Genomic DNA, 23,285 nt, shown 5'->3' with positions numbered 1-23,285 from the left:
CCATTAAATATACCTTCCATAAGATGAAAACAGATTTAAAATCCTTATTAAAAATTTCGTTTATAATTGCCATAATCATATTTATTATTGAGCGAGTGGTTTTTAACGGAGGTTTTAATATACCGCTTAATGACTTAATATTAGTTTTTGGAATTCATTTTATGTATGCTTTTGTTCTTAGTGCTATTAATGGATATTTTTTTAAATTTCTTGAGACTAAATTTACTTGGAAAGATCATTCAAAATATAGGTTAATTATTGGGGCATTTGTCTCGGTAACTCTTACTATGATTGGTTTGGTGCTGCTAAGATTTGTTACTATGGTTTTAATTTTAGGTAAGCCAGTTGAAAATTTTTTTAATGATAGTAATGCAAAAACGTATTACCTGTTTGGTTTAATTGTAACCTTATTTGCAAGTCTTGTTTTTCACGCAATATTCTTTTATAAGGCATTAACCGAAAAGAAAGTTAAAGAACAACAAATTGTAGCAAAAACCGAAACAGCCAAATTTGAATCGTTAAAAAGTCAGATAGATCCACATTTTTTATTCAATAGTTTAAATGTTTTAACCTCATTAATTGGAGAAAATCCAAAGCAAGCAGAAAAATTTACAACGAAACTATCAAAAGTTTATAGGTATGTTTTGGAACAAAAAAGTAAAGATTTAATTGATTTGGATGAAGAGCTAAAGTTTGCAAAAACATATATGGAATTATTAAAAATGCGTTTTGAAAATGCAGTAACCTTTGAAATTCCAGAAAAAGCAAGTAACCCTAATTTAAAAATTATACCATTATCGCTTCAACTTTTGTTAGAAAATACAATAAAACATAATGTAGTTTCAGAAGAAAACCCTTTAAAAGTTTCCATTGTTGAAGAAGAAGGTTATTTAATAATTACAAATAATTACAGTCCTAAAACTGTGCTTGAAAGAGGAACAAAAGTAGGGTTAAAAAACATAGTTGATAGGTATAGTTTAATTACACTTAAAAAAGTGTTTATAGAAAAAAACTCAGAAAAATTTACGGTAAAATTGCCGTTATTAACTCAAAAAACAAAAATTATGAAATCATCAAATAATATAGAAAGTTCCAAATATATGAGAGCTGTTGAACAAGTAGAGGAAATCAAAGGTTTTTACAGTGGAATTATTGCTTATTGCCTTGTTATTCCAATGTTAATTTATATAAATTTAAAATTTGTTCCTCAGTTTCATTGGTTTTGGTTTCCAATGCTAGGATGGGGAATAGGAATGGTTTTTCAAGGATTTAAAGCTTTTAGTTATAACTCTGTTTTAGGAAGGAATTGGGAAGAAAAAAAGATTAAAGAATTTATGGAAAATGACAAAAAACAATATTGGGAGTAATTCTATTTAATTATTAAATTAATTAAAACAGCATTTATTCTAATAGAAATCATAAAAAAACAAAAAAATGAAAACGGATTTTACTGAAGAGCAAAAGTATATAAGAGCTAAAAAAAGAGTTGAAGAGATTAAAGGATTTTATTGGAATTTATTGTCCTACTGTTTGGTAATCCCTTTTTTAGTATTTATTAACTTAAAAACATCACCAAGTTATCAATGGTTTTGGTGGCCAATGTTAGGTTGGGGAATTGGAATTATATCACACGCATTTGGTGTATTTGGGCATAATCTAATCTTTGGAAAAGATTGGGAAAATAGAAAAATAAAAGAACTAATGGATAAAGATAGATTCAATAACTAATTAGCTATTTATAATAAAAAATAGGTTTAAATTTTAGCCAACAATAAAAACAATAATACAATGGAAAATAATAATTTAGAAAATCAAAAATATATTAGAGCACAAAAACGAGTTAAGGCAATTAAGGGGTTTTATGTTCATTTAATGGTTTATTTAGCAGTAAATGCCTTTATAATATTAGCAAGAATTATTTCAGGTGAAGGAGTAGGTCTTTTATTAGATTGGAGTTCATACGGAACACTGTTTTTCTGGGGAATAGGAATTGTATTTCACGCATTTGGAGTGTTTGGAATGAATTTTATTTTAGGTAAAAACTGGGAAGATAAAAAGATTAAGGAATTAATGGATAAAGATAAAAAGGATATGTGGGAGTAGCGAAGTGATTGAGATACGAAGGCAAACCTAATTTGTTAAAATGTTAAATTCAAAATAAAATAATTGTAAACAATGAAAGTAATTATTATTGAAGATGAAAAACCAGCTGCAAGACGCTTAAATAGAATGCTCAACGAATATAATATAGAGCCTATTGCAATGCTTCATTCGGTTGAAGAGGCCATAAATTGGTTTCATAATAATGAACATCCCGATTTATTGTTTTTAGATATTCAATTATCCGATGGATTGTCTTTTGAAATTTTTGAAGAAGTTGAAGTTAAAAGCGCAATAATATTTACCACTGCATACGACGAATATGCTTTAAAGGCTTTTAAACTTAATAGCGTCGATTATTTGTTAAAACCAATAGACTCTGACGAATTGGAAAATGCTATAGATCAATACAAAAAATTGATTTCCACCAATCAAAATTCTGGAATAAACTTACAAGAAATTAAAAATTTAATTGCTCCAACTCAAAAAAGTTATAAAAAAAGATTTACAGTTAAAATAGGACAGCATTTAAAAATGATTTCAATAGAATCTATTGAATGTGTTTTTAGTGAAAATAAAGCAACGCATATTCATACAACAAACAATAGAAGTTATGTTTTAGAGGAAACACTAGAGCAATTAGAAGAAAAATTGGATCCAGATCATTTTTATAGAGTTAGTAGAAAATACTTTGTTAATGTAAATGCAATTAAAGATATTATTTCCTATACAAATAGCCGCTTAAAAATTATTCTAAGAAATTTTAATGAAGCTGAAATTATAGTGAGTAGAGAACGTGTAAAAGATTTTAAAGAGTGGATTGGGTAATTTATTTTAAAAAAAACTGTCTAAAAAGTATGACTTTAGTTTATATAATTCAAATTGAGAATGACGTTATTCAAAAACTTTTTAGACAGCCTTTTAAACTTTTATTGTTTTACTGGAATTTCAGATTTCTTTAAATAAGTATCTAAAAACTTAAGTATATTTCCATAAGCTGTTATCTGATTTTCTTTCTTTACAAAACCATGTCCTTCATCTTCAAACAGCACATATTCCACGGGAACATCGTTTTTCTTTGCTGCAGCAACAATTTCATCAGATTCTATTTTTAAAACTCTTGGATCCATTGTTCCTTGCAATACAATTAAAGGTTTTGTAATATTTTCGGCATGAAATAACGGAGAAATTTTACGTAATCTAACCGAATCTGCAGAATACGGATCTCCTAATTCTTTATACAGTGCATCTCTAAAAGCTTCCCAATAAGGCGGAATACTTTTTAAAGTTCTAAGCCAATTTGTTACACCAAATAAATTAACACCAACGTCAAACTCTTCAGGAGTAAACGTTAATGCTGCCATAGTCATATAACCACCATAAGAACCTCCCATAATACCTATAGATTCTGCATCTATAATTTCTTGTGCAGCTAGCCAGTTTTTTCCTTCAATACAATCTTTTAAATCTTTATCACCGTGATTTAAGTCATCCATTTGAAAAAATGTTTTTCCGTAACCACTACTTCCTCTATTATTCACGGCTAAAATTGCATAACCATGATTTACTAAATATTGAACTAAGGGATTGTAATACTGACCCGATTGTCCTCCAGGACCTCCATGAACCATTACCAAAGCAGGAACTTTATTGTTTTTATTTGCTTGATGAGGTTTGTAATAAATTGCAGGAATCTCAACACCATCAAACGATTTAAATCGAATCACTTCAGAATTAACCATGTGAGTTGGCTCAATTTCTTTATTTAAAACATCAGTTAATTTTTGAACTTCTTTACTAGCGATGTCATAAATATATAAATTGTAAGGTGAGTTAGAACCACCCACATAAAAGCGTATTTTGGTTTCATCTCTTGAAAAACCAACACCAATAACACTTCCATTATCAAAAGTTGGTAACTCAATATCATTTCCTGTTTCTATATCATTAATAAAAACCTTTGTTTTAGCATCTTCGTTTATTGAAGTTATTTGATATTTTCCATTTTCGCTAAAATAACTTGAGGTAATATCCCAAGATTTTTCCATAACTTTTTCTTTAGTTTTTGTTTCAATATCGTATTTCATAAGGTATGCAAACTCAGAATCTACATCTGTTGTATAATATAGATCTTTACTATCAAGGCTAAAATCTGCAGCTGAATTTGAACTTAAAATGTCATTTATTTTTGTATAAGATTTATCATTTAAGTTATAAATAAACAAATCACTATCATTTGTATTCACAGTTTTACTAAGTGCTAAATACTGTTTGTCGTTAGAAATTCCATTAAAATTATAACCTTCTAAGTTTTCATAAAACAATACTGGTTTAAAAGTTGAGATATTCATCTCATAAACATCAAAATAGCGTTCATCTCTCTTATTCGATCCAAAAAAGAAACTTTCTTTATTTTTTGCCCAGCTGTAAAATCTAGAATTAGACCCTTCAAAAGGGGTTAAATCAGTTATTCCAGTTGAATCTTTCATATAGATATGATTTAATTCATTTCCATTGTCATCCATTCTAAAAAGAATTCTATCATCATTTGGAAAATATGAAATTGAAAAAACAGAAGAGCTATCTGATTTAGATTCTGGAATAAATTCGCCTGTTTTTGTTGAAACAGTGAACATATTGTAAACTCCTGTTCTATTGCTGGTTACAAGTAATTTAGACTTGTCTGTGGAGAAGCTTCCGCCATAAACCGATTCATTGTCCATAAATTGATTAATAGAATATTCTTTTAAATTTTGAACTGAATTATCAGCTTCTTTTGGCTCGTTATTGCAAGCTATTAGTAGCATTGACAATAAATAATAAATAATTTTTTTCATAATTGTTAGTTTTTTTAGATTAACACAAGGTAGTGATTTTTAGTGAATTAAATTTTTAATAACTCAAATACATGTTGTTATTTCAAATACTTTTTACTAAATTTGCACTCCTTTTTACGAGAACAGATTTAAAAAGGAATTTTATTTAAATTTATATAAATAATCTCTTTGCGTTTTTATCGTTTAAAAATCTGTAAAACAATAAGATACAAAATTTAATCATCAGCAATATGTCTGAAGAAACAAAAAAAACTGAAGAGCAAGTAAATGCTCCAAAAGTTGAAAAAACAGAAGCTGCTGCACCTGCAGAAGCAAAAAAAGAAGCTACACCTGTAGTTGAAGAAGAAAAAGTGGAAGAAGTGAAGGTTAGTCCTGAAGAATTCTTAGAAAGCTTTGACTGGCACAAATACGAAGAAGGAATTGAAGCTGTAGACGAAGAAAACATTAAAGCATTTGAAGCGGCCTTAGAAGGTACTTTAGGTTTAGTTAATGAAAGAGAAGTAATTGATGGAACAGTTGTAAGAAAAACTGACCGTGAAGCAATTATTGACATTAATTCAAAATCAGAAGGTGTTATTTCGTTAAACGAATTTCGTTACAATCCTAACTTAGCTGTTGGAGATATTGTAGAAGTTTTAGTAGATAAAAGAGAAGATAGTACTGGACAATTAGTATTATCACACAAAAAAGCAAGAGTTATCAAAGCTTGGGATCGTGTAAATAATGCACACGAAACAGGTGAAGTAGTTAACGGTTTTGTAAAATGTAGAACTCGTGGAGGTATGATTGTAGATGTTTTCGGAATTGAAGCATTCTTACCAGGTTCTCAAATTGATGTAAAACCAATTAGAGACTACGATCAGTATGTAGAGAAAACAATGGAGTTCAAAGTTGTGAAAATCAACCAAGAATTTAAAAACGTTGTTGTATCTCATAAAGCACTTATTGAAGCTGATATTGAAGTTCAGAAAAAAGAAATTATTGGTAAATTAGAAAAAGGACAAGTATTAGAAGGTGTTGTTAAAAATATTACTTCTTACGGTGTATTTGTTGATTTAGGTGGTGTTGATGGTTTAATTCACATTACTGATTTATCATGGTCTAGAATTAACCACCCAAGTGAGGTTGTTGAATTAGATCAAGCATTAAATGTTGTAATTCTTGATTTTGATGATGAGAAAACAAGAATTCAATTAGGATTGAAACAATTAAATGCGCACCCTTGGGAAGCATTAGACGAGTCTATTAAAGTAGGTGATAACGTAAAAGGTAAAGTAGTTGTACTTGCTGATTATGGTGCATTTATTGAAGTTGCTCAAGGAGTTGAAGGATTAATTCACGTTTCTGAAATGTCATGGTCTACACATTTACGTTCTGCACAAGATTTTGTATCTGTTGGAGACGAAGTTGAAGCTCAAGTTTTAACTTTAGATAGAGAAGAAAGAAAAATGTCATTAGGTATTAAGCAATTACACCCAGATCCTTGGAATAATATTGCTGAAAAATATCCAGTTGGTTCTACACATACAGGTACTGTACGTAACTACACTAACTTTGGTGTTTTTGTTGAATTAGAAGAAGGAATTGACGGATTAGTTTATATTTCTGACCTTTCTTGGACTAAGAAAATTAAACACCCATCTGATTTCACTTCAGTTGGAGATAAATTAGAAGTTCAAGTATTAGAATTAGATGTTGAAGGACGTAAATTAAATTTAGGTCACAAACAAACTACTGAAAACCCTTGGGATGCTCACGAGGCAACATTCTCAATTGATTCAATTCACGAAGGAGTTGTAAAAGATAAAAGCGATAAAGGTTTAATAGTTACTTTACAAGATGGTGTTGAAGCATTTGTTCCTAGCCGTTTTACCACTAAAGAAGATGGAACTAAATTGGCAAAAGGAGATACAGCTGAATTTAAAGTTATTGAATTTAACAAAGAATTTAGACGTGTTGTAGCTTCTCATACTTCAATATTTAAAGCTCAAGAAGAGAAAAATATCAAATCAGTTCAGAAAAAAGCTGAATCTGCAGATAAAACTACTCTTGGAGATTTAGGTGGTGATTTAGCTGCATTAAAGAAAAAAATGGAAGGGAAATAAAAGCCCAAAACATTTATAAATTTAAAACTGCATCAGAAATGATGCAGTTTTTTTGTTTTAAATAAACACATTAAAAAAGTTAATTAACCTAATAAATATCATTATATCTAGTTTGCCAAATTTTTACTTTAGTAGGAAAATTAAGTTTATGAAAATATTTATTATAGTTTTATCAATTATAACATTTTTGGGATGTAATTCACAAGATGAAGATGGGGAACGTGCTATACCGTATTATAGAGCATCACATATATTGTTTTCTGTTTATAATTCTGAAAACAAGGATTTATTAAATCCAGGAAATTCCAATTATTTAAGTGGGATTGGGGTATTTTATCTTTCTGATAATGAAGAGGTTAAAAGACAACCAGATAGTTTTCGTTTTAAAAAGTATGAGAATAATTATAGAATTGATATTGAATTAAACAAATCTCAAAATCAAGAAAGACCTGTTACTTATGTTAGATGGAACAGCAATAGTACTGACACCATTGAAATAAACCATAGTAGTAAAAATTATTTATCAAATTATGATACAATTTGGTTTAATGGAAAAGTTTTATGGAAAATATCAGATAATATAGATGAAAATGGATTTTATGATGAAACAACTCCTTATTTTAATTTAATAAAATAATATAGGTAGTGTATTAAATATACTTTTGAGCCAAATTTAATATCTTATAAAATACTTTTTTTTGCATAACAAATAGGTGATAAAAAAACCTTTAATAGTTTTTAAGCTATTAAAGGTTTTTTTATTAAATAGTAAATTTTGTGAAAACTCAGAAAAATTACTTAATAGAACGCATATAAGCTGCTAAAGCTGCAAGTTCATCGCCTGAAAGATCTTTTACAAAACCATCCAAGTTTGCTTTCATAATTGCAACCTGACCTGGATCAGTATCAACAATTGCCTCAGCTTCTCCTTTTAAGAACTTTACAATGTTTCCATTCTTTTCTGCATATATTTTATTTATATCTTTAATTGAAGGCCCAATAACTTTTGTATCTGCTTGATGACAAGTAGAACAAGTTTTAGAAGTAAATAATTCTTTTCCTAATTCAAGATTATCAACTACAACTTCTTTAACTTCTTTTTTTACCTCTTCAACTTTTGTTTCAACTTCTTTTTTTACTTCTTCTTTCTTTTTCTCACCGCAACTAGTAAAAATTACAGCAGCCAAACCTAACACTAAAACTGATTTTTTCATTTTTTTAAATTTAATTAATTTTGATTGTAACAAATTTATCGATTTAATTTTAACAAAGTGTGATTTTAATGACAAAAAAACGTGAAAAAAATTGAATTATTAATTTATGTTAATAATTGTTAAGATTGTATTGTGATAGGATAGTTATATTTATTTTCTAAATAGTTAATTTTCTAAATAATTTGTATTTTGCACGCTTATATATCGGATGATTTCTCTCCTAAAAGAAGGAATTGATAAAATCAATTTTTAAACTTTTTATTAAGATGGTTTCAGAAACACTATCATCAAAACAAGCAATCGAATTAGAAAATAAGTATGGAGCTCATAATTACCATCCTTTACCTGTGGTTTTAAGCAAAGGAGAAGGAGTATTTGTATGGGATGTAGAAGGAAAAAAATATTATGATTTTCTTTCGGCGTATTCAGCTGTAAATCAAGGACATTGCCACCCTAAAATTATTAAAGCACTTAAAGATCAGGCAAGTACATTAACATTAACGTCGCGAGCATTTTACAATGATGTTTTGGGAGCATACGAAAAATACGTTACAGAGTATTTCGGATTTGATAAGGTTTTGCCAATGAATACTGGTGCAGAAGCAGTTGAAACGGCAATAAAATTATGTAGAAAATATGCGTACGAAGTTAATGGAATTGCAGAAAATGAAGCAGAAATAATAGTATGCGAAAATAACTTCCACGGAAGAACCACTACAATTATTTCTTTTTCAAACGATGAAGATGCAAGAAGAAATTTTGGTCCTTATACAAAAGGATTTATAAAAATAGCATATAATAATTTAGATGCCTTAGAAGAAACTTTAAAATCGAGCAAAAACATTGCTGGTTTTTTAGTGGAGCCAATTCAAGGTGAAGCCGGAGTATATGTACCTTCTGAAGGATATTTATCAAAGGCAAAGGCATTGTGTGAAAAATATGGAGTATTGTTTATTGCGGACGAGGTTCAAACCGGGATTGCACGAACTGGAGAATTATTAGCGGTTAAACATGAAAATGTAAAACCTGATATTTTAATTTTAGGAAAAGCATTAAGCGGTGGAGTATATCCTGTTTCGGCTGTATTTTCGAACAATAAAATTATGGATGTAATTAAACCTGGCCAACATGGCTCAACTTTTGGTGGTAATCCATTAGCTTGTGCAGTTGCAATTGCAGCTTTAGAAGTAGTAAAAGATGAAGAATTAGCTAAAAATTCAGAGGAATTAGGGCAGTTATTTAGATCAGAACTTGGAAAATTTATAGAAACAAATGATTTAATAAAACTGGTAAGAGGTAAAGGTTTATTAAATGCCATAGTAATTAATGACAGTGAAGATAGTTCAACAGCATGGGATATTTGTATAAAGTTAAGAGATAATGGTCTATTAGCTAAACCTACCCATGGTAACATTATTCGATTTGCCCCACCATTAGTTATGAATAAAGAGCAATTATTAGATTGTGTAGAAATAATTAAAAAAACTATTTCTGAGTTTTAAAAACTTGAAAATTAGTATAAAAAAAAGCGGCATTTTGTCGCTTTTTTTATTGCTTTAAATACAATTAAGAACATTATTTTTTAAAAAAATGAGTCGGATTTTTTTATAATTACAATGTGCTATTAATAGTAATCAATTGGTTAAATATTTAGAAAACTTAAATAATACCAAGTAAGATATTGACATTCAAAATATTAAGTTTTTGTAGGTGTTTTTTTATTTAAAGTATCATTATTGATATTTTATTACAATAAACCAAATAAAACAAGTACTTTTGCAGCGCTTTAAAAATCAGAACATGAAAAGTATAAGAAATATAGCAATTATAGCTCACGTTGACCACGGTAAAACTACATTGGTTGATAAAATTATTGACCAAGCTCATATATTAGATGAGCGCAAAGTACGTACAGATTTATTATTAGATAATAATGATTTGGAACGAGAACGTGGAATAACAATCTTATCTAAGAATGTTTCAATTACATATAAAGATGTAAAGATTAATATTATAGATACACCTGGTCACGCGGATTTTGGAGGAGAAGTTGAGCGTGTATTAAAAATGGCTGATGGTGTTTTATTGTTAGTAGATGCTTTTGAAGGACCAATGCCACAAACTCGTTTTGTATTAGGAAAAGCTTTGGAACTTGGATTAACACCAATTGTGGTTATAAATAAGGTTGATAAAGAAAATTGTACTCCTGACATTGTTCACGATAAAGTTTTTGATTTAATGTTTGCTTTAGATGCTACTGAAGAACAATTAGATTTTGCTTCTGTTTATGGTTCAGCTAAAAATGGTTGGATGAACTATGATTGGAAAGAAGAAACAGATAATATTATTCCTTTATTAGATTCAATCTTAGAAAATATTCCTGAAGCACCTTATCATGAAGGTACTCCTCAAATGCAAATTACATCGTTAGATTTTACTTCTTTTGTTGGACGTATTGCTATTGGACGTGTATTTAGAGGTGATTTAGTAGAAGGAAAAGATTATATGCTTTGCAAAGCAGATGGATCAACTAAAAAAGTACGTATTAAAGAATTACATACTTTTGAAGGAATGGGAAAAGATAGAACAGATAAAGTAAGAAGTGGAGATATTTGTGCTATTACCGGAATTGAAGGATTTGACATTGGAGATACAATTGCCGATTTAGAAAATCCAGAACCATTACCAAGATTAAAAGTTGATGAACCTACAATGAGTATGTTGTTTACAATTAACAACTCTCCATTTTATGGTAAAGAAGGTAAATATGTAACTTCTCGTCACTTACGTGATCGTTTATTTAAAGAAACAGAAAAAAACCTAGCTTTAAGAGTTGAGGAAACTGATACTGAAGATAAATTCAACGTTTTTGGTCGTGGAATTTTGCATTTATCGGTTTTAATTGAGACAATGAGAAGAGAAGGTTACGAATTACAGGTTGGAAGGCCACAAGTAATTATCAAAGAAATTGATGGCATTAAATGTGAACCTTACGAAACCTTAGTAATCAATGTTCCTGAAGAATCTTCAAGTAAAGCTATAAATTTAGTTTCGCTAAGAAAAGGAGATTTATTGGTAATGGAGCCAAAAGGAGATTTATTACATTTAGAATTTGATATTCCTTCTAGAGGTTTAATTGGATTAAGAAATAAAATTTTAACGGCAACAGCTGGTGAAGCAATAATAAACCATAGATTACGTGGTTTTGATGCTTATAAAGGTGAATTAGGAACATCGAATAATGGAGCTATAATTTCTGCAGAAACAGGTAAAGCTACAGCGTATTCAATTGATAAATTACAAGATAGAGGTAAGTTCTTTATAGATCCAAATCAAGATATTTACAAAGGTCAGATTGTTGGTGAAAATAACAAACAAGAAGATATGGCTGTTAACTTAATAAAAGGTAAAAAGTTAACAAACGTTCGTAAATCAGGTACTGATGATAGTGTAAAAATTGCTCCAAAAATCGATTATTCTCTTGAAGAATGTATGGAGTATATTAAAGATGATGAATATTTAGAGGTAACCCCTGAAAGTTTAAGAATGAGAAAAATATCTTTTAGATAAAAAGAGATTTATAATGCATAAAAAAAACCGACTAAAATTAATTTTAGTCGGTTTTTTTATATAATAATTTTTCTACTTATAACTTTTACTAATAAAAGGTGTTTCTTTAAAACCAGTAATTTTGTTTATTAATATAGTTGCAGTAAAAAAGTAATTGCAAAGTACATTTGCAAATTTTGGTAAAATTTCAGGAACTTCTTTTTGTTCTTCATTATGTATTTTAACCATTAACCTAATTGCTTTCTTGCTAATTGAAGAGCATTTATTTAAAATACCTACCGGACTTTCTCCACCTGGCAACACAAATCCAGAGATTGAACTTTCAGTTAGAACTTTTAAATTTCTATAATTTTCTAATAATTGTAGATGATCCTTTTCCGAAATAGCAAGTTTTCCTCTAATAGATCCATTTAAATGAAAACAAAGAGGCAATATCCAATTTAATTGATTTTCTAAATTTTTAAGTTCTTCATTTTCTAAATAATTTTCCCTTAAAATAGCTAAATCATTAATAGCCCAACCAACCATACGCGTTAAATCATCGGTTAAAATTTCATAATCGCATAATAAAGAGTCTTCATAAATATATGGGTAACACAAATCATCAATATTAGATTTTGGTCGAAGTTTTTTCATTAATTGTAATTATTTTAATTTTTGATAAAAAGTAAATTCATAATCAGGTAATAAATTGGGGTGTGCAATTTTTATAATATCTTTTAGCACTAAATCTGGTCGGGTAGGAGCTAATTCAAAATACCAAACACCTCCAGTTTCACCAGTTGTATTATTATATGAGTATATGTTTTTAGAATTATATGATTTTAATTTTGTATAAATAAAATGTTCTTCTCCAAGGTCATTTAGTGTTTTGTAAAAGCCTGGAGATAACCAAATATCGGCATCTTTTCCTTTTTCAAATACATTTTCAACGTTTAGAGATAAACTTCCTTTACCCGTAGAATTGTTCCATAAATAATTTGTATTAGCGTCTCTTAAAAAAGCCGCTTCAAAACTATTTCCAGCTGGTAAATACCAAACATCTTTATATAACCCACCACACATAACAGAAGGTTTAATTGTTGATTTTTTAGCAATTTCTTTTGCTTCTAAATAATTTTTTTCAATAACCTTAAAAATACTATCGGCTTCTTTTTCTTTATTAAAAAGTACTCCATATAATTTAATCCATTCTGCTCTACCCAGTGGTGTTTCTTCTAGCCAATCTCCATTAAATAAAACAGGAATTCCTAATTTTTCAATAGTTTCGAACATTTTATTATTACTGTTAATGGCAAACCCCATAACAATATCAGGATTTAAGTCTAGTAAAGTTTCTGTGTTAATATGATCTGGATGACCTAATTCAACTACTTTATTTTGTTTTACTAATTCTCTGGTTTTTTTTGATGAAATAAAATCAGTGTTTGGAAATCCCACTAATTTATTTTCAATATTTAACATTTCTAATGCAGGAATATGAGTGGTGCTAGTTACAACTATTGAATTAACTGGAGTTTGTAATTCATTTTTATTCGAAGGCTTTTTAGAAACTAGATTATATCTAAATTCTTCTATAGCTCCTGGATAGGGCATTTTAATAATTAAGGTTTTTTTAGTACCATTTTTTAAAATTTCAAAACCGTGAGCATATTTAATATTAGAATTACTTGTTTCTTGTATTTTATTTGAAACTTTTGAATTGCACGAAATTACTAAAGTGGCTATTAAAAAAATTGAAAATGTAAGTTTGTAAATTTTCATAATTGTTGTCTATATAAGGGTAATTAAATTTTGTTGCTTATAAAGTTTAAATACTTGTCCATATTGAATGTTAATGTCAAATGAATCTTTTAAATTTATATTGTTAATTCTAGAAAGAATACTTCTAATTACACCTGAATGCGTTATTATAATAAGTTGCTTTTCTGGACTTGAAATAATTTCAGTAAATGCTTCATTTGCTCTTTTAGCTAAATCTTTATACGATTCGCCATTTGTAACAGTTACATTTACAAAATCATTCATCCAAATATCGGAATCAGGTTGTGGTAATTCGTCCCATTTAAGTAATTCCCAATCACCAAAATTTAACTCTAATAATCGTTTATCGATATTAATATTATTAGAAAATTTTTGAGCTAATTTAGTACATCTTTTCAAAGGACTAGAGAACACTTTAGCTTCTTCCAAAATATTTATAGAACTTAAAATGCTTGAAGCTTCTTTCTCAAAGGTAGCGGCTACATCCAAGTCTGCTTGTCCATAACAAATTCCTTTTGCTATTCTAGGTGTTGTATGCCTAATTAAATAAATTTCCATAAAACTAATAAGCTTAAATAAAAAACTACTTCTGCAACTTGCTGTGTTGCTCCGGCACAATCTCCTGTTTGTCCTCCAATCCATTTTTTAAAAAATCTTCCTAATAATAACATAGAAATAAAAGGTGGAATAATAGTTAAAAATACCCAATAAGAACTATAAAAAAACAAAGGAATTATACCAATAAATCCATTCCAAATAACAATAGAGATTTTTTGTGCATGTCCCATTGGTTTTGCTTTACTAGTAATATCATCTCTAACATATGGATATAAATACAATAAGATTGAAGCTATAAAACGACTCACACTGTGACCAGCAATTAGCGTAATTATTAATTGACTTGGTAAATATAATAATCCTGTAAATTTAATAACAAGCATTCCAACTAGGCCTATTGTTCCGTAAGTTCCTAAACGAGAATCTTTCATTATGGTTAATATTTTGTCTTTTGTCCAACCACCACCAAAACCATCACAAACATCAGCAAAACCATCTTCATGAAAAGCACCTGTTAACCAAATTGTAGCAATCATACTAAAAAGAATGGCAATAGTTTGAGGTAGTATTATTGAAATCCCCCAATATACTAAAGCTCCAAAACCACCTACAATAATACCAACCAAAGAAAAATATTAAGTACTTTTATTTAGAATTTTTGATGAATGATCAATCCATTTTGGACACGGAATTCGTGTAAAAAACATTATTGCCGTGAATAGGATATTCAGTTCTTTTTTTAGCATAATTTAAACCATTCGTTATTTGTTACTTACACCCGCACTTTCAAAACTAGCCATTTCATTCATAAAATTAGTTGCGGATTCAATTATTGGATAAGCAATTGCAGCACCTGTTCCTTCTCCTAAGCGAAGTCCTAAATGAAGAATTGGTTCAACGTTTAAAAATTCAAGCATTTTTTTATGTCCTTGTTCGTTTGAAACATGTGAAAACAAGCAATAATCTAAAATACTAGGATTTATTGAATTCGCAGCTAACAATGCTGAAGTAACAATAAAACCATCAACAATAATAGTCATTTTTAATTCAGCAGCTTTTAACATTGCACCACATATCATTGCAATTTCAAAACCACCAAAGTTTTGTAAGTTTTCAAATGCATTATCACAGTCTCCATGTAATTCTTGAACTGATTTTAGAATTTTAGCTTTTTTGGTAACACCTTCAATATTTAATCCTGTTCCTTTTCCAACACAATCTTCAATAGGAATGTTTGTAAAAGTACTCATTAATAACGCAGCAGACGAAGTATTTCCAATTCCCATTTCTCCAAAGGCAATACAATTAGATTTATTATTATAACTATTTTCAACTAATTCCGCACCCTTTTCAATTGCTAAAGAGCATTGTTCTTTACTCATTGCAGGTTCTTTAGAATAATCCTTTGTTCCGTTAGCAATTTTTGCATTAATTAGTGCTGGATTTTCTTCGAAATTAAAATTGACACCAGCATCAATAATTTTTAAGTTAAAATTATGTTGCTTACAAAAAACATTGATTGCAGCCCCTCCATTTAAAAAGTTTAAAACCATTTGAGCGGTTACTTCTTGTGGATAAGGACTAACACCTTTATTTGCCGTAATACCGTGATCTGCAGCAAATACCAGCATTGTAGGGTTTGTTAACTTAGGGTTTAAAGTATCTTGAATTAAGCAAAGTTTTTTTGCAATAGTTTCTAGTGAACCAAGAGAGCCTACTGGTTTTGTTTTAAAATCTATTTTATGTTTAATTTGTTCTAATAAATCTGTATTGTTTGAGGTAATTTTAAATGTATTCATTGTTAAGTTTTATTTTAGAGTAAGTGGCAATCCAGAAACCATAAATATGGCTTTATCGGCTTTATTTGCAATACGTTGATTAACCCAACCTTGTAATTCAGTAAATTTTCTTGCAACATGTGTTTGGGCGTGAACACCCATTCCAATTTCATTTGAAATAATGATAATTTGACTGTTTAATTTTGCTAAATTTTCAATTTCAATTGTTGCCAATTCTAATGATTTTTCAACATTGTTTTCAGAGTCGAAATACAAGTTTGTTAACCACAGGGTAACACAATCTATAACAACAACAGAATTTTTTGGAATTACTTTTGAAATTTCTTTTTCTTCTTCAATGGTTGTCCAACGCTCATCACGATCATTTTTATGTCGTTTAACTCTTTTTTCAAAATCTTTATCCCATATTCTTGATGTTGCTAAATAGTAGGGATTATCACTTAAACCTTCAGCTAGTTTCTGGGCGTGGCTGCTTTTTCCAGAACGTTCTCCACCGGTTATATAATATATCATAGGGTTTAAAATTTCAGCAAATGTAATATTTTAATGAAATAATGATACTAATTAATCTTATTTAATTATTTTTGCAGCCGATTATGGTTCTCGAATTTTATTTCGCATAAAACGAGTTAAAAGGGAAGTTGGTTAAAATCCAACGCTGTTCCCGCAACTGTAAGCTTAGTCGGTAAAATCGACGGTTGTTATTAAAACTTAAACCACTGTTTATAACGGGAAGGTAAATAACAATACGCAAGCCAGGAGACCTGCCAAAATCTAATTAATTAAAACTTTCGGGAGAAAGGTTATTATGATGAAATATATACTATTAGTTTTTATTTTTTTGGTTGGAAGCAAATCTTTTGCTCAGTTAGATAGTATTCAAGAATTAAAAGTTGTAAACTTAAGTTCGGTAAAACTACAAAAGCATTCCAAAGGGTATAAAGTTTTAAATTTATCAGATTCTGTAATTGTAAAAAATACGGAATCATTCACAACCTTATTGAGATATAATACGCCAATTTATATTAAAGAATACGGTTCGGGAGGAACCAGTTCACCAAGTTTTAGAGGTACAAGTTCTTCAAATACTGTGGTTGTTTGGAACGGAATTAATATAAATTCTATTAACAATGGACAAACAGGTTTTAATGCTTTAACTGTAAATTTAATTGATAATATTAATGTTAGAAGTGGTGGTGGAAGTATTGAATTTGGATCAGGAGCTATTGGAGGTACGGTACATTTAAATGATCAATTACGTTTTGGAAAACATTTTAATAATCAACTAGTTTCTTCAGTAGGAAGTTTTAATACTTATAGTAATTTATACAAATTTTCATACGGTAATGAGAAAATAGCCACAAAAATTGGAGTTTCTTACAATCAATCTGAGAATGATTATAAGTGGTTAGGAACTAACGGGTTAAAAAATGAAAATGGTTCTTATGAAAATCTAAGTTTTACGTTAGGTTTTGCTTATAAACTTAATAATTTTAGTAAAATTAGTGCTATTTCATCAAAATTTAATGGAAATCGAGAATTTTCAGGAACACTTCCAAATCCTTCTGCAGCAAAAGAAAAATATAAGGATTTTAATTTTAGAAATTTACTGGGATATCGTTACCATAAAAATGAATTTACCCACGAAGTTAAATTTGCTTATTTAACTCAAGAATACAGGTATTTTGCAGACAAGAATCTTAACGATTATAGCTTTGGAAAATCAAAAAGATATTTACTAAATTACAATTTCAACTATAAAATATCTCCAAACTCAAGTATTGAAACATTTACTGAATTGGAATCTATTCTGGGTAAAACAGATCAAATTGAAGAAAAAAACAGAAAGCAATTTTCACAATCGCTTATTTATACTCAAAACATTGAAAATATAGGTTCTTTGAACGCGAAGGTGAGGAAAGACTTTAATTCGGATTATAATGTGCCTTTTGTATTTGCGTTAGGTGCTGAGATAAAACCTGTAAGAAATACTTTTGTAAGATTCAACGGGTCTAAAAATTATAGAGTGCCAACATATAACGATTTGTATTGGCCAGCGTTGGGCAATTTAGATTTAATTCCAGAATCTTCTTTGCAAGGTGAATTTGGCTTAGGTTATAAAACCAATGAAATTAAGTTAGACCTAGGTGTATACTTCATAAATTCTAAAGATAAAATTGTTTGGACTCCAGGAGTAGATCCAGAAAAACCAAACGATTGGACTCCAATTAATGTAGCAGAAGCAGTTAATAAAGGTATAGAATTTACTGCAGCTGTTAACAAGTATATTAATCAACACCTTTTTAATTTTACAATCAATTACAGTTATACCATTGCTAAAGATAAAAGCACAGATAAATTTTTGACATATGTACCTAAGCATTTGGCAAATGGTAGTTTAAGCTATTCTTATAAAAGAATAAACGCTTTTTATCAACATTTATTTACCGGTGATATCTATACAACAACAGATAATTTAGACAATTACACTGTACCTTATTACAATGTTGGAAATGTAGGTATTGGTTATAAATTAATTCAAAAAGAAAATAAGAACTTAATCTTAGGAGTAAAAGTAAACAATGTGTTCAATAAAGAATACCAAGTTTTACCAAGTAGACCAATGCCTAATAGAAATTTTAATATTAACATAAACTATAAATTTTAAATTATGAAAATCAGTAAATTCTTACTTAGCTTATTTTTACTAAGTATAATATGTGTATCGTGTGATGATGACGATGAACCTCAATTACCAAAAGGTGATTATGAAAATGGAATTATTGTAAGTGGTGAAGGTACTTTTAGCGGTATTTCTGGTTCTACCTATTATGTTTCAAATGATTACTCAACTACAGAGAGTCTTATTTATAAAAAAGTAAATAATGAAGATTTAGGTATTTTTGTTCAATCAATAGCTTTTGATGATTCTAGAGCATTTATTGTTGTAGATAACGCAAATACAATTTCAGTAGTTGATAGATATACTTTTGAAAAACTTGGAGAAATTACAACTGGTTTAAAAAAACCAAGATATATGACAATTGTTGGAGATAAAGGTTATGTAACAAACTGGGCTGAAGGTGTATATGGAGCGGACGTTGATGATGATTATATTGCTGTTGTAGATTTAAACACTTATGAAGTAACAAGTACAATTTCGGTTTCAATTGGAGTTGAAAGAATTATTGAAGCTAATGGAAAGTTATTTGTTTCTCATAAAGGAGGAAATGGAACAAATAATATTGTAACTGTTATAAACATTGCAACAGAAGCAACTACTGAAATTACTGTAAATGATTTACCAGATGATTTATTAATTGATAATTCAGGAAATTTAGTTGTTTTATGTGAAGGTAAAGCAGCATGGACAGGAAATGAAACTTTAGCTTCAATTGTAAAAATAAATACAACATCAAATGCAATTTCTTCCAAACTTGAATTTGACACAGGAATTCATCCAAGTGCACTAGTAGGTAACTCAGCTAATTTATATTATAATATAGGCAGTAAAGTTTATGAGGTTTCTCAATCGGCAACAACATTACCTGCAAGTGAATTATTAGAGTCATCTGTAACTACTTTTTACGGAATGGCTGTAAATAATAGTGAATTATTTGTATTAGATGCTAAAGATTATGCAAGTGAAGCAGATATGAAAGTATTTGATATAAGTACAAAAACAAATACTCAAACATTAAAAGCGCCTATTAACGCTTCAAAAATATACTTTAACTAATCAGTTAAATAAAAAGTATGAAAAAGGTCGCCCAAGGGCGGCTTTTTTTATATCATATTTTTTACTTCATCTTTTATAAATGCCAGTGCTGTTTTACTCGGAGGAGCAACTTCTAACATTTTTTTTAAGATAGCTTCTCTCAATTCTTGAGCGTTTTTTAATGAAATATCTTCTGAAGTTTTTTTTATAATTTGAGCAGTCGCATTTTTTGAAGCAACAATAACACTCCAACATTTATCTGATATATATATTTGCTGTGATAAATTGTGTTCAAACTCTTGTTCAATTGTATTAATTAAGCTTATAACATAAGCATCTTTATCATTATTTATAGATGTTACTCTTAATAGTAAATTAGACGGGTTTAAACGTTCTAAAAATAAGGTCATACGCTCATAAGCTTGCAGTTTTATTGGTAAAGCTTGTTTTTGATTTTCTTTAAGCATGGAAAGTTTTAATTTTCGTTCTTCATTTCGAGTATGATTTAAAAAAAAATAATAAGCTATTATACCAGTTACAATTGTTGGTATAGTATAACTTAATAAATCAATAATTCTATCTAGGTCCATTTGTTATAAATTTCTATTCAAAAATATGCTTTGTATTATTAATCCACAATATAAATATCATTATTGTTGATATAATAATTTTAATTATTTATTTTTAATTAAAATAAAATTAGGCCTTGAGTTATGTAACAATTGTAACCCTATATAAAAAATATAATGACAATTGTCAGCAATAATCCATATGAATCTTTTTAGATTTGATTATCGGATAACTAAAATAAGCTACAAGGCTTATGTTTTTTCGAAAACTAAACTAAGTTAAACAAATATTATATTTATGAAAAATTTATTAAGATTAATAGTTTTATTATTTACAACTGCAACTTTTGCGCAAGCTGGACACATAATGCAAGGTGTTGGTGCAGTTAATATGTCAATGGGAGGTGCTGCTACCGCTCAGCCAATAGATATAAGTGGGGCCTTACAATGGAACCCCGCAGCAATTTCTACATTTGATAACAAAATATTAAATTTTGATTTAGGTTTATTCTTTTCATCACCAGAGTTAAGTTCTTCTTATGGACCATTATCTGGAGTTACTGAGGATGATAGAGGTGTGTCTCCAATGCCAGCTTTAGCAATGGTTTGGGGTAAAGAAGATAGTAAACATACTTTTGGTGTTTCTGCATTTGGAATTAGCGGTTTTGGGGTAACATTTCCTCAAAATAATAATTATCCACAAGATAGAATGGGAAATGGCAATCCAAATTTTGATCCATCAGCGCCTGTTAATCCAATCAACTTTCCACAAATGGCAGGAGGTTTTGGACATTTAGAATCAGATTATATGTTGTTGCAAATTGGTTTAACTTGGGCTTATGAAATTTCAGATAATTTTTCTGTTGGGATACAACCAACTATTAATTATGGAGCATTAGAATTAGCACCAAACCCAATTGCATCACCTAGTCAAACTTTAGGTTATCCAGTAAGTGATAAAGCATCAGCAATTGGAATTGGAGCACAGATAGGTGTATTTTATGAGTCTGATGGAGGTTTTAAGTTAGGAGCTTCATATAAAACAACACAATCGTTTGGTGACTTGGAATTTAATAATACTTATTTAGATGGTTCATCTGCACCAGATGCTTCATTTAATATGGATTATCCTGCAATCTTATCTTTTGGTACAGGATACTCAAATGAAATGATTGATATTGCATTGGATTATAGAATGGTAGATTACGAAAATACCGATGGATTTTCTGAAAAAGGTTGGGTGATTGCAGATAATGGATTTCCTACCGGAGCAGTTAAAGGTTTTGGTTGGAAAAACATAGATATAATTTCTGTTGGTTTACAATACAAAGGAATAGAAAAAATGCCTTTAAGAGTTGGATATACATATAGTAGTAATCCAATAGACGAAGAATTAGCGTTTTTCTCAACACCAGCAACTGCAATTATTGCAAATGCCTTTCAATTAGGGTTTGGATATGAAATAAATAATAACTTTGAACTTAATGGAGTTTTTCATTATGGTAAAAGTGATGGGAAAACTTCAGGTAGCTTGTTAAATCCAACACCAGCAATTGATTTTAATGGAGATGGTATGCCTGATGGACCTTGGGATGCAACAAGCAATCCACTTGGAGTTGTTCCAAATAGTGAAGTTGGTTATGAAATGTCAACAAGCATGATAATGTTTGGTTTTTCATATACCTTTAATAAATAAAATTATTTTAATTACCTCAATTTTAAAAAACGGCTTCATTTGAAGTCGTTTTTTTTTATTCAAAATTTAAGAGAATAATTTTTTTTCTTGTTTATTTGTAATATGCTTCAAAAATATTCAAGAGGACTTTTTTTGTTTTCATTTTTGTTATTCATATTTTCTGCAATCTATGGATTGGTTTTACGTTGGAATTTTGCATTTCCTTCTAACATTATTTCCTACAAAAATTTAGTGCAGGGTCATTCTCATGTAGCTTTTTTAGGTTGGGGATATTTAGCCACAATTGGTGCAATTTTTAACTATTTTATTCCAAAAGAGAATTTAATCAGAAGAGTTTATAGCATTACGCTAGCAATTAGTGTTATTTCCATTACACTAATGTTATTTAGTTTTTTATTAAGTGGTTACAAGGCTTTTTCTATAGCATTACTTTCAGTATTTGGTATAACAACATATGTTTTATCATTTCAATTATTGAAAGATATTAAAGGCGAAGATGTTTCTACAAAATTTATAAGATTTGGAATTTATTATTATTTAATATCAAGTTTAGCAACATGGTTTTTAGCATTTGTAATTGTTACCCAAGGTAAAACAGAGTTGTATTATAATACAGTTTATTTTTATTTGCATTTTTTATACAATGGTTTTTTTGTTTTTTGCCTATTTGGAATACTATTTAAAATACTTAAAAAACAAAGCATCGAATTATCAATTAAAAATCAAAAATATTTTTTTATTTTTTTAAATATTGCTTGTATTCCAGCTTATTTTTTATCTGTTTTGTGGAGCACAGATCAAGTAATATTTAATGTTATTGGACTTTTGTCGGCAATTTTACAATTAATAGCCATGTGGTATTTAATTAAAATTCTTATTAGTACATTTAGATTAATAACATGGGATTTGGTGGCGAAATACTTATTAAGTTATGCAATGATTGCATTTAGTTTTAAAATTATAGCGCAATTATTATCATCCTTTCCTTATTTTGTAAAAAAATCTATAGCGTTGAAACCTTATTTTATAATTGGCTATTTACATTTGTTTACATTAGCATTTATGAGTGTTACTTTATTATTGATTTTAAAACAGGCCAATGTCTTTAATTTTAAATCATTATTCGCTAAAATAGGATTGAATTTGTTTTTAGTTGGTATTTTATTATCCGAAATTCTTCTTTTTTCGCAAGGTGGAACATTTTTAATAGGAATTTCAGCAATAACTTATTTCCATATTTTTATGTTAATTTTTAGTTTTTTTATAGTTCTTGGGCTTATCCTAATTTTTGTAAATCAGTTAAAATTATTATATAATAATGTTAAATAATTATTTGTCAATAACTTTTATTGCCC

At 28.8% G+C, this 23,285-nt stretch carries 21 protein-coding genes and 1 riboswitch; of the genes, 12 read left to right on the top strand and 9 right to left on the bottom strand.

Annotated elements, in window-relative coordinates:
- The first annotated feature begins 23 nt into the window (after positions 1 to 23).
- From Q0776_RS08465 to Q0776_RS08450, 4 genes are all read left to right on the top strand, one after another.
- Positions 24 to 1,367, top strand: coding sequence for a histidine kinase (locus tag Q0776_RS08465; RefSeq protein ID WP_298367052.1), 1,344 nt, complete (start codon positions 24 to 26; stop codon positions 1,365 to 1,367).
- Between the two features lie 67 nt (positions 1,368 to 1,434).
- Positions 1,435 to 1,728, top strand: a complete 294-nt coding sequence (locus tag Q0776_RS08460; protein WP_366139077.1) for a 2TM domain-containing protein — start codon at positions 1,435 to 1,437, stop codon at positions 1,726 to 1,728.
- A gap of 60 nt (positions 1,729 to 1,788) precedes the next feature.
- Positions 1,789 to 2,103: a 2TM domain-containing protein gene (locus Q0776_RS08455; protein ID WP_298367050.1), complete on the top strand. Its 315-nt coding sequence runs from the start codon at positions 1,789 to 1,791 to the stop codon at positions 2,101 to 2,103.
- A gap of 72 nt (positions 2,104 to 2,175) precedes the next feature.
- Positions 2,176 to 2,928 (top strand): LytTR family DNA-binding domain-containing protein, encoded by a 753-nt coding sequence (locus tag Q0776_RS08450; RefSeq protein WP_298367047.1) that lies wholly within the window; start codon positions 2,176 to 2,178, stop codon positions 2,926 to 2,928.
- A gap of 101 nt (positions 2,929 to 3,029) precedes the next feature.
- On the opposite strand, the gene Q0776_RS08445 is transcribed toward Q0776_RS08450, so the two are convergent.
- Complete coding sequence (locus Q0776_RS08445) at positions 3,030 to 4,937, bottom strand: S9 family peptidase (RefSeq protein WP_298367045.1); 1,908 nt, start codon at positions 4,935 to 4,937, stop codon at positions 3,030 to 3,032.
- A 230-nt stretch (positions 4,938 to 5,167) separates the two neighbouring features.
- On the opposite strand from Q0776_RS08445, the gene rpsA reads away from it, so the two are divergent.
- Positions 5,168 to 7,042, top strand: a complete 1,875-nt coding sequence (rpsA, locus tag Q0776_RS08440; protein WP_298367043.1) for a 30S ribosomal protein S1 — start codon at positions 5,168 to 5,170, stop codon at positions 7,040 to 7,042.
- A gap of 148 nt (positions 7,043 to 7,190) precedes the next feature.
- Positions 7,191 to 7,679, top strand: coding sequence for a hypothetical protein (locus tag Q0776_RS08435; protein WP_298367040.1), 489 nt, complete (start codon positions 7,191 to 7,193; stop codon positions 7,677 to 7,679).
- 157 nt (positions 7,680 to 7,836) lie between these two features.
- Here the strand turns inward: Q0776_RS08435 and Q0776_RS08430 are convergent, their stop codons facing one another.
- A complete protein-coding gene (locus Q0776_RS08430) occupies positions 7,837 to 8,256 on the bottom strand; it encodes a c-type cytochrome (protein WP_298367038.1) in 420 nt (139 codons plus the stop codon).
- A gap of 266 nt (positions 8,257 to 8,522) precedes the next feature.
- On the opposite strand from Q0776_RS08430, the gene rocD reads away from it, so the two are divergent.
- Both rocD and typA read left to right on the top strand, forming a co-directional pair.
- On the top strand, positions 8,523 to 9,758 hold the full coding sequence (gene rocD, locus Q0776_RS08425; RefSeq protein WP_298367035.1) for an ornithine--oxo-acid transaminase: 1,236 nt from the start codon (positions 8,523 to 8,525) through the stop codon (positions 9,756 to 9,758).
- 298 nt (positions 9,759 to 10,056) lie between these two features.
- Entirely contained in the window at positions 10,057 to 11,826 is a 1,770-nt protein-coding gene (gene typA / locus Q0776_RS08420; protein ID WP_298367032.1) for a translational GTPase TypA, read from the top strand.
- Between the two features lie 72 nt (positions 11,827 to 11,898).
- On the opposite strand, the gene Q0776_RS08415 is transcribed toward typA, so the two are convergent.
- The 6 genes from Q0776_RS08415 to cobU form a co-directional block, all read right to left on the bottom strand.
- Complete coding sequence (locus Q0776_RS08415) at positions 11,899 to 12,462, bottom strand: hypothetical protein (protein WP_298367030.1); 564 nt, start codon at positions 12,460 to 12,462, stop codon at positions 11,899 to 11,901.
- Positions 12,463 to 12,471: 9 nt separating this feature from the next.
- Entirely contained in the window at positions 12,472 to 13,590 is a 1,119-nt protein-coding gene (locus tag Q0776_RS08410; protein WP_298367027.1) for an ABC transporter substrate-binding protein, read from the bottom strand.
- A 9-nt stretch (positions 13,591 to 13,599) separates the two neighbouring features.
- Complete coding sequence (gene cobC / locus Q0776_RS08405; RefSeq protein ID WP_298367023.1) at positions 13,600 to 14,148, bottom strand: alpha-ribazole phosphatase; 549 nt, start codon at positions 14,146 to 14,148, stop codon at positions 13,600 to 13,602.
- On the bottom strand, positions 14,133 to 14,774 hold the full coding sequence (locus Q0776_RS08400) for an adenosylcobinamide-GDP ribazoletransferase (protein ID WP_298367021.1): 642 nt from the start codon (positions 14,772 to 14,774) through the stop codon (positions 14,133 to 14,135). The genes cobC and Q0776_RS08400 overlap by 16 nt, the downstream gene beginning before the upstream one ends.
- A 135-nt stretch (positions 14,775 to 14,909) precedes the next feature.
- Complete coding sequence (gene cobT / locus Q0776_RS08395) at positions 14,910 to 15,947, bottom strand: nicotinate-nucleotide--dimethylbenzimidazole phosphoribosyltransferase (RefSeq protein ID WP_298367017.1); 1,038 nt, start codon at positions 15,945 to 15,947, stop codon at positions 14,910 to 14,912.
- A 9-nt stretch (positions 15,948 to 15,956) separates the two neighbouring features.
- A complete protein-coding gene (cobU, locus tag Q0776_RS08390) occupies positions 15,957 to 16,460 on the bottom strand; it encodes a bifunctional adenosylcobinamide kinase/adenosylcobinamide-phosphate guanylyltransferase (RefSeq protein ID WP_298367015.1) in 504 nt (167 codons plus the stop codon).
- 67 nt (positions 16,461 to 16,527) lie between these two features.
- Positions 16,528 to 16,734, top strand: a riboswitch (cobalamin riboswitch).
- Between the two features lie 21 nt (positions 16,735 to 16,755).
- Here cobU and Q0776_RS08385 point away from each other — a divergent pair.
- Together Q0776_RS08385 and Q0776_RS08380 are read left to right on the top strand one after the other, a co-directional pair.
- Positions 16,756 to 18,615: a TonB-dependent receptor gene (locus tag Q0776_RS08385; RefSeq protein ID WP_298367012.1), complete on the top strand. Its 1,860-nt coding sequence runs from the start codon at positions 16,756 to 16,758 to the stop codon at positions 18,613 to 18,615.
- 3 nt (positions 18,616 to 18,618) lie between these two features.
- Positions 18,619 to 19,686 (top strand): DUF5074 domain-containing protein, encoded by a 1,068-nt coding sequence (locus Q0776_RS08380; protein ID WP_298367010.1) that lies wholly within the window; start codon positions 18,619 to 18,621, stop codon positions 19,684 to 19,686.
- Between the two features lie 47 nt (positions 19,687 to 19,733).
- On the opposite strand, the gene Q0776_RS08375 is transcribed toward Q0776_RS08380, so the two are convergent.
- The gene (locus tag Q0776_RS08375) at positions 19,734 to 20,255 is read right to left on the bottom strand and encodes a hypothetical protein (RefSeq protein ID WP_298367007.1); all 522 of its coding nucleotides are present in this window, start codon (positions 20,253 to 20,255) and stop codon (positions 19,734 to 19,736) included.
- Positions 20,256 to 20,532: 277 nt separating this feature from the next.
- Here Q0776_RS08375 and Q0776_RS08370 point away from each other — a divergent pair, with 277 nt between their 5' ends.
- A complete protein-coding gene (locus Q0776_RS08370; protein ID WP_298367005.1) occupies positions 20,533 to 21,930 on the top strand; it encodes an outer membrane protein transport protein in 1,398 nt (465 codons plus the stop codon).
- Positions 21,931 to 22,032: 102 nt separating this feature from the next.
- A complete protein-coding gene (locus tag Q0776_RS08365) occupies positions 22,033 to 23,259 on the top strand; it encodes a hypothetical protein (protein WP_298367003.1) in 1,227 nt (408 codons plus the stop codon).
- The last annotated feature ends 26 nt before the right edge of the window (positions 23,260 to 23,285 follow it).

The sequence above is a fragment of the uncultured Lutibacter sp. genome (assembly GCF_947495725.1).
In the GTDB taxonomy this organism is placed as follows: Bacteria; Bacteroidota; Bacteroidia; order Flavobacteriales; family Flavobacteriaceae; genus Lutibacter.
Note: the sequence above shows the minus strand (reverse complement) of the source record. Positions and strands in the feature narration are given on the sequence as shown.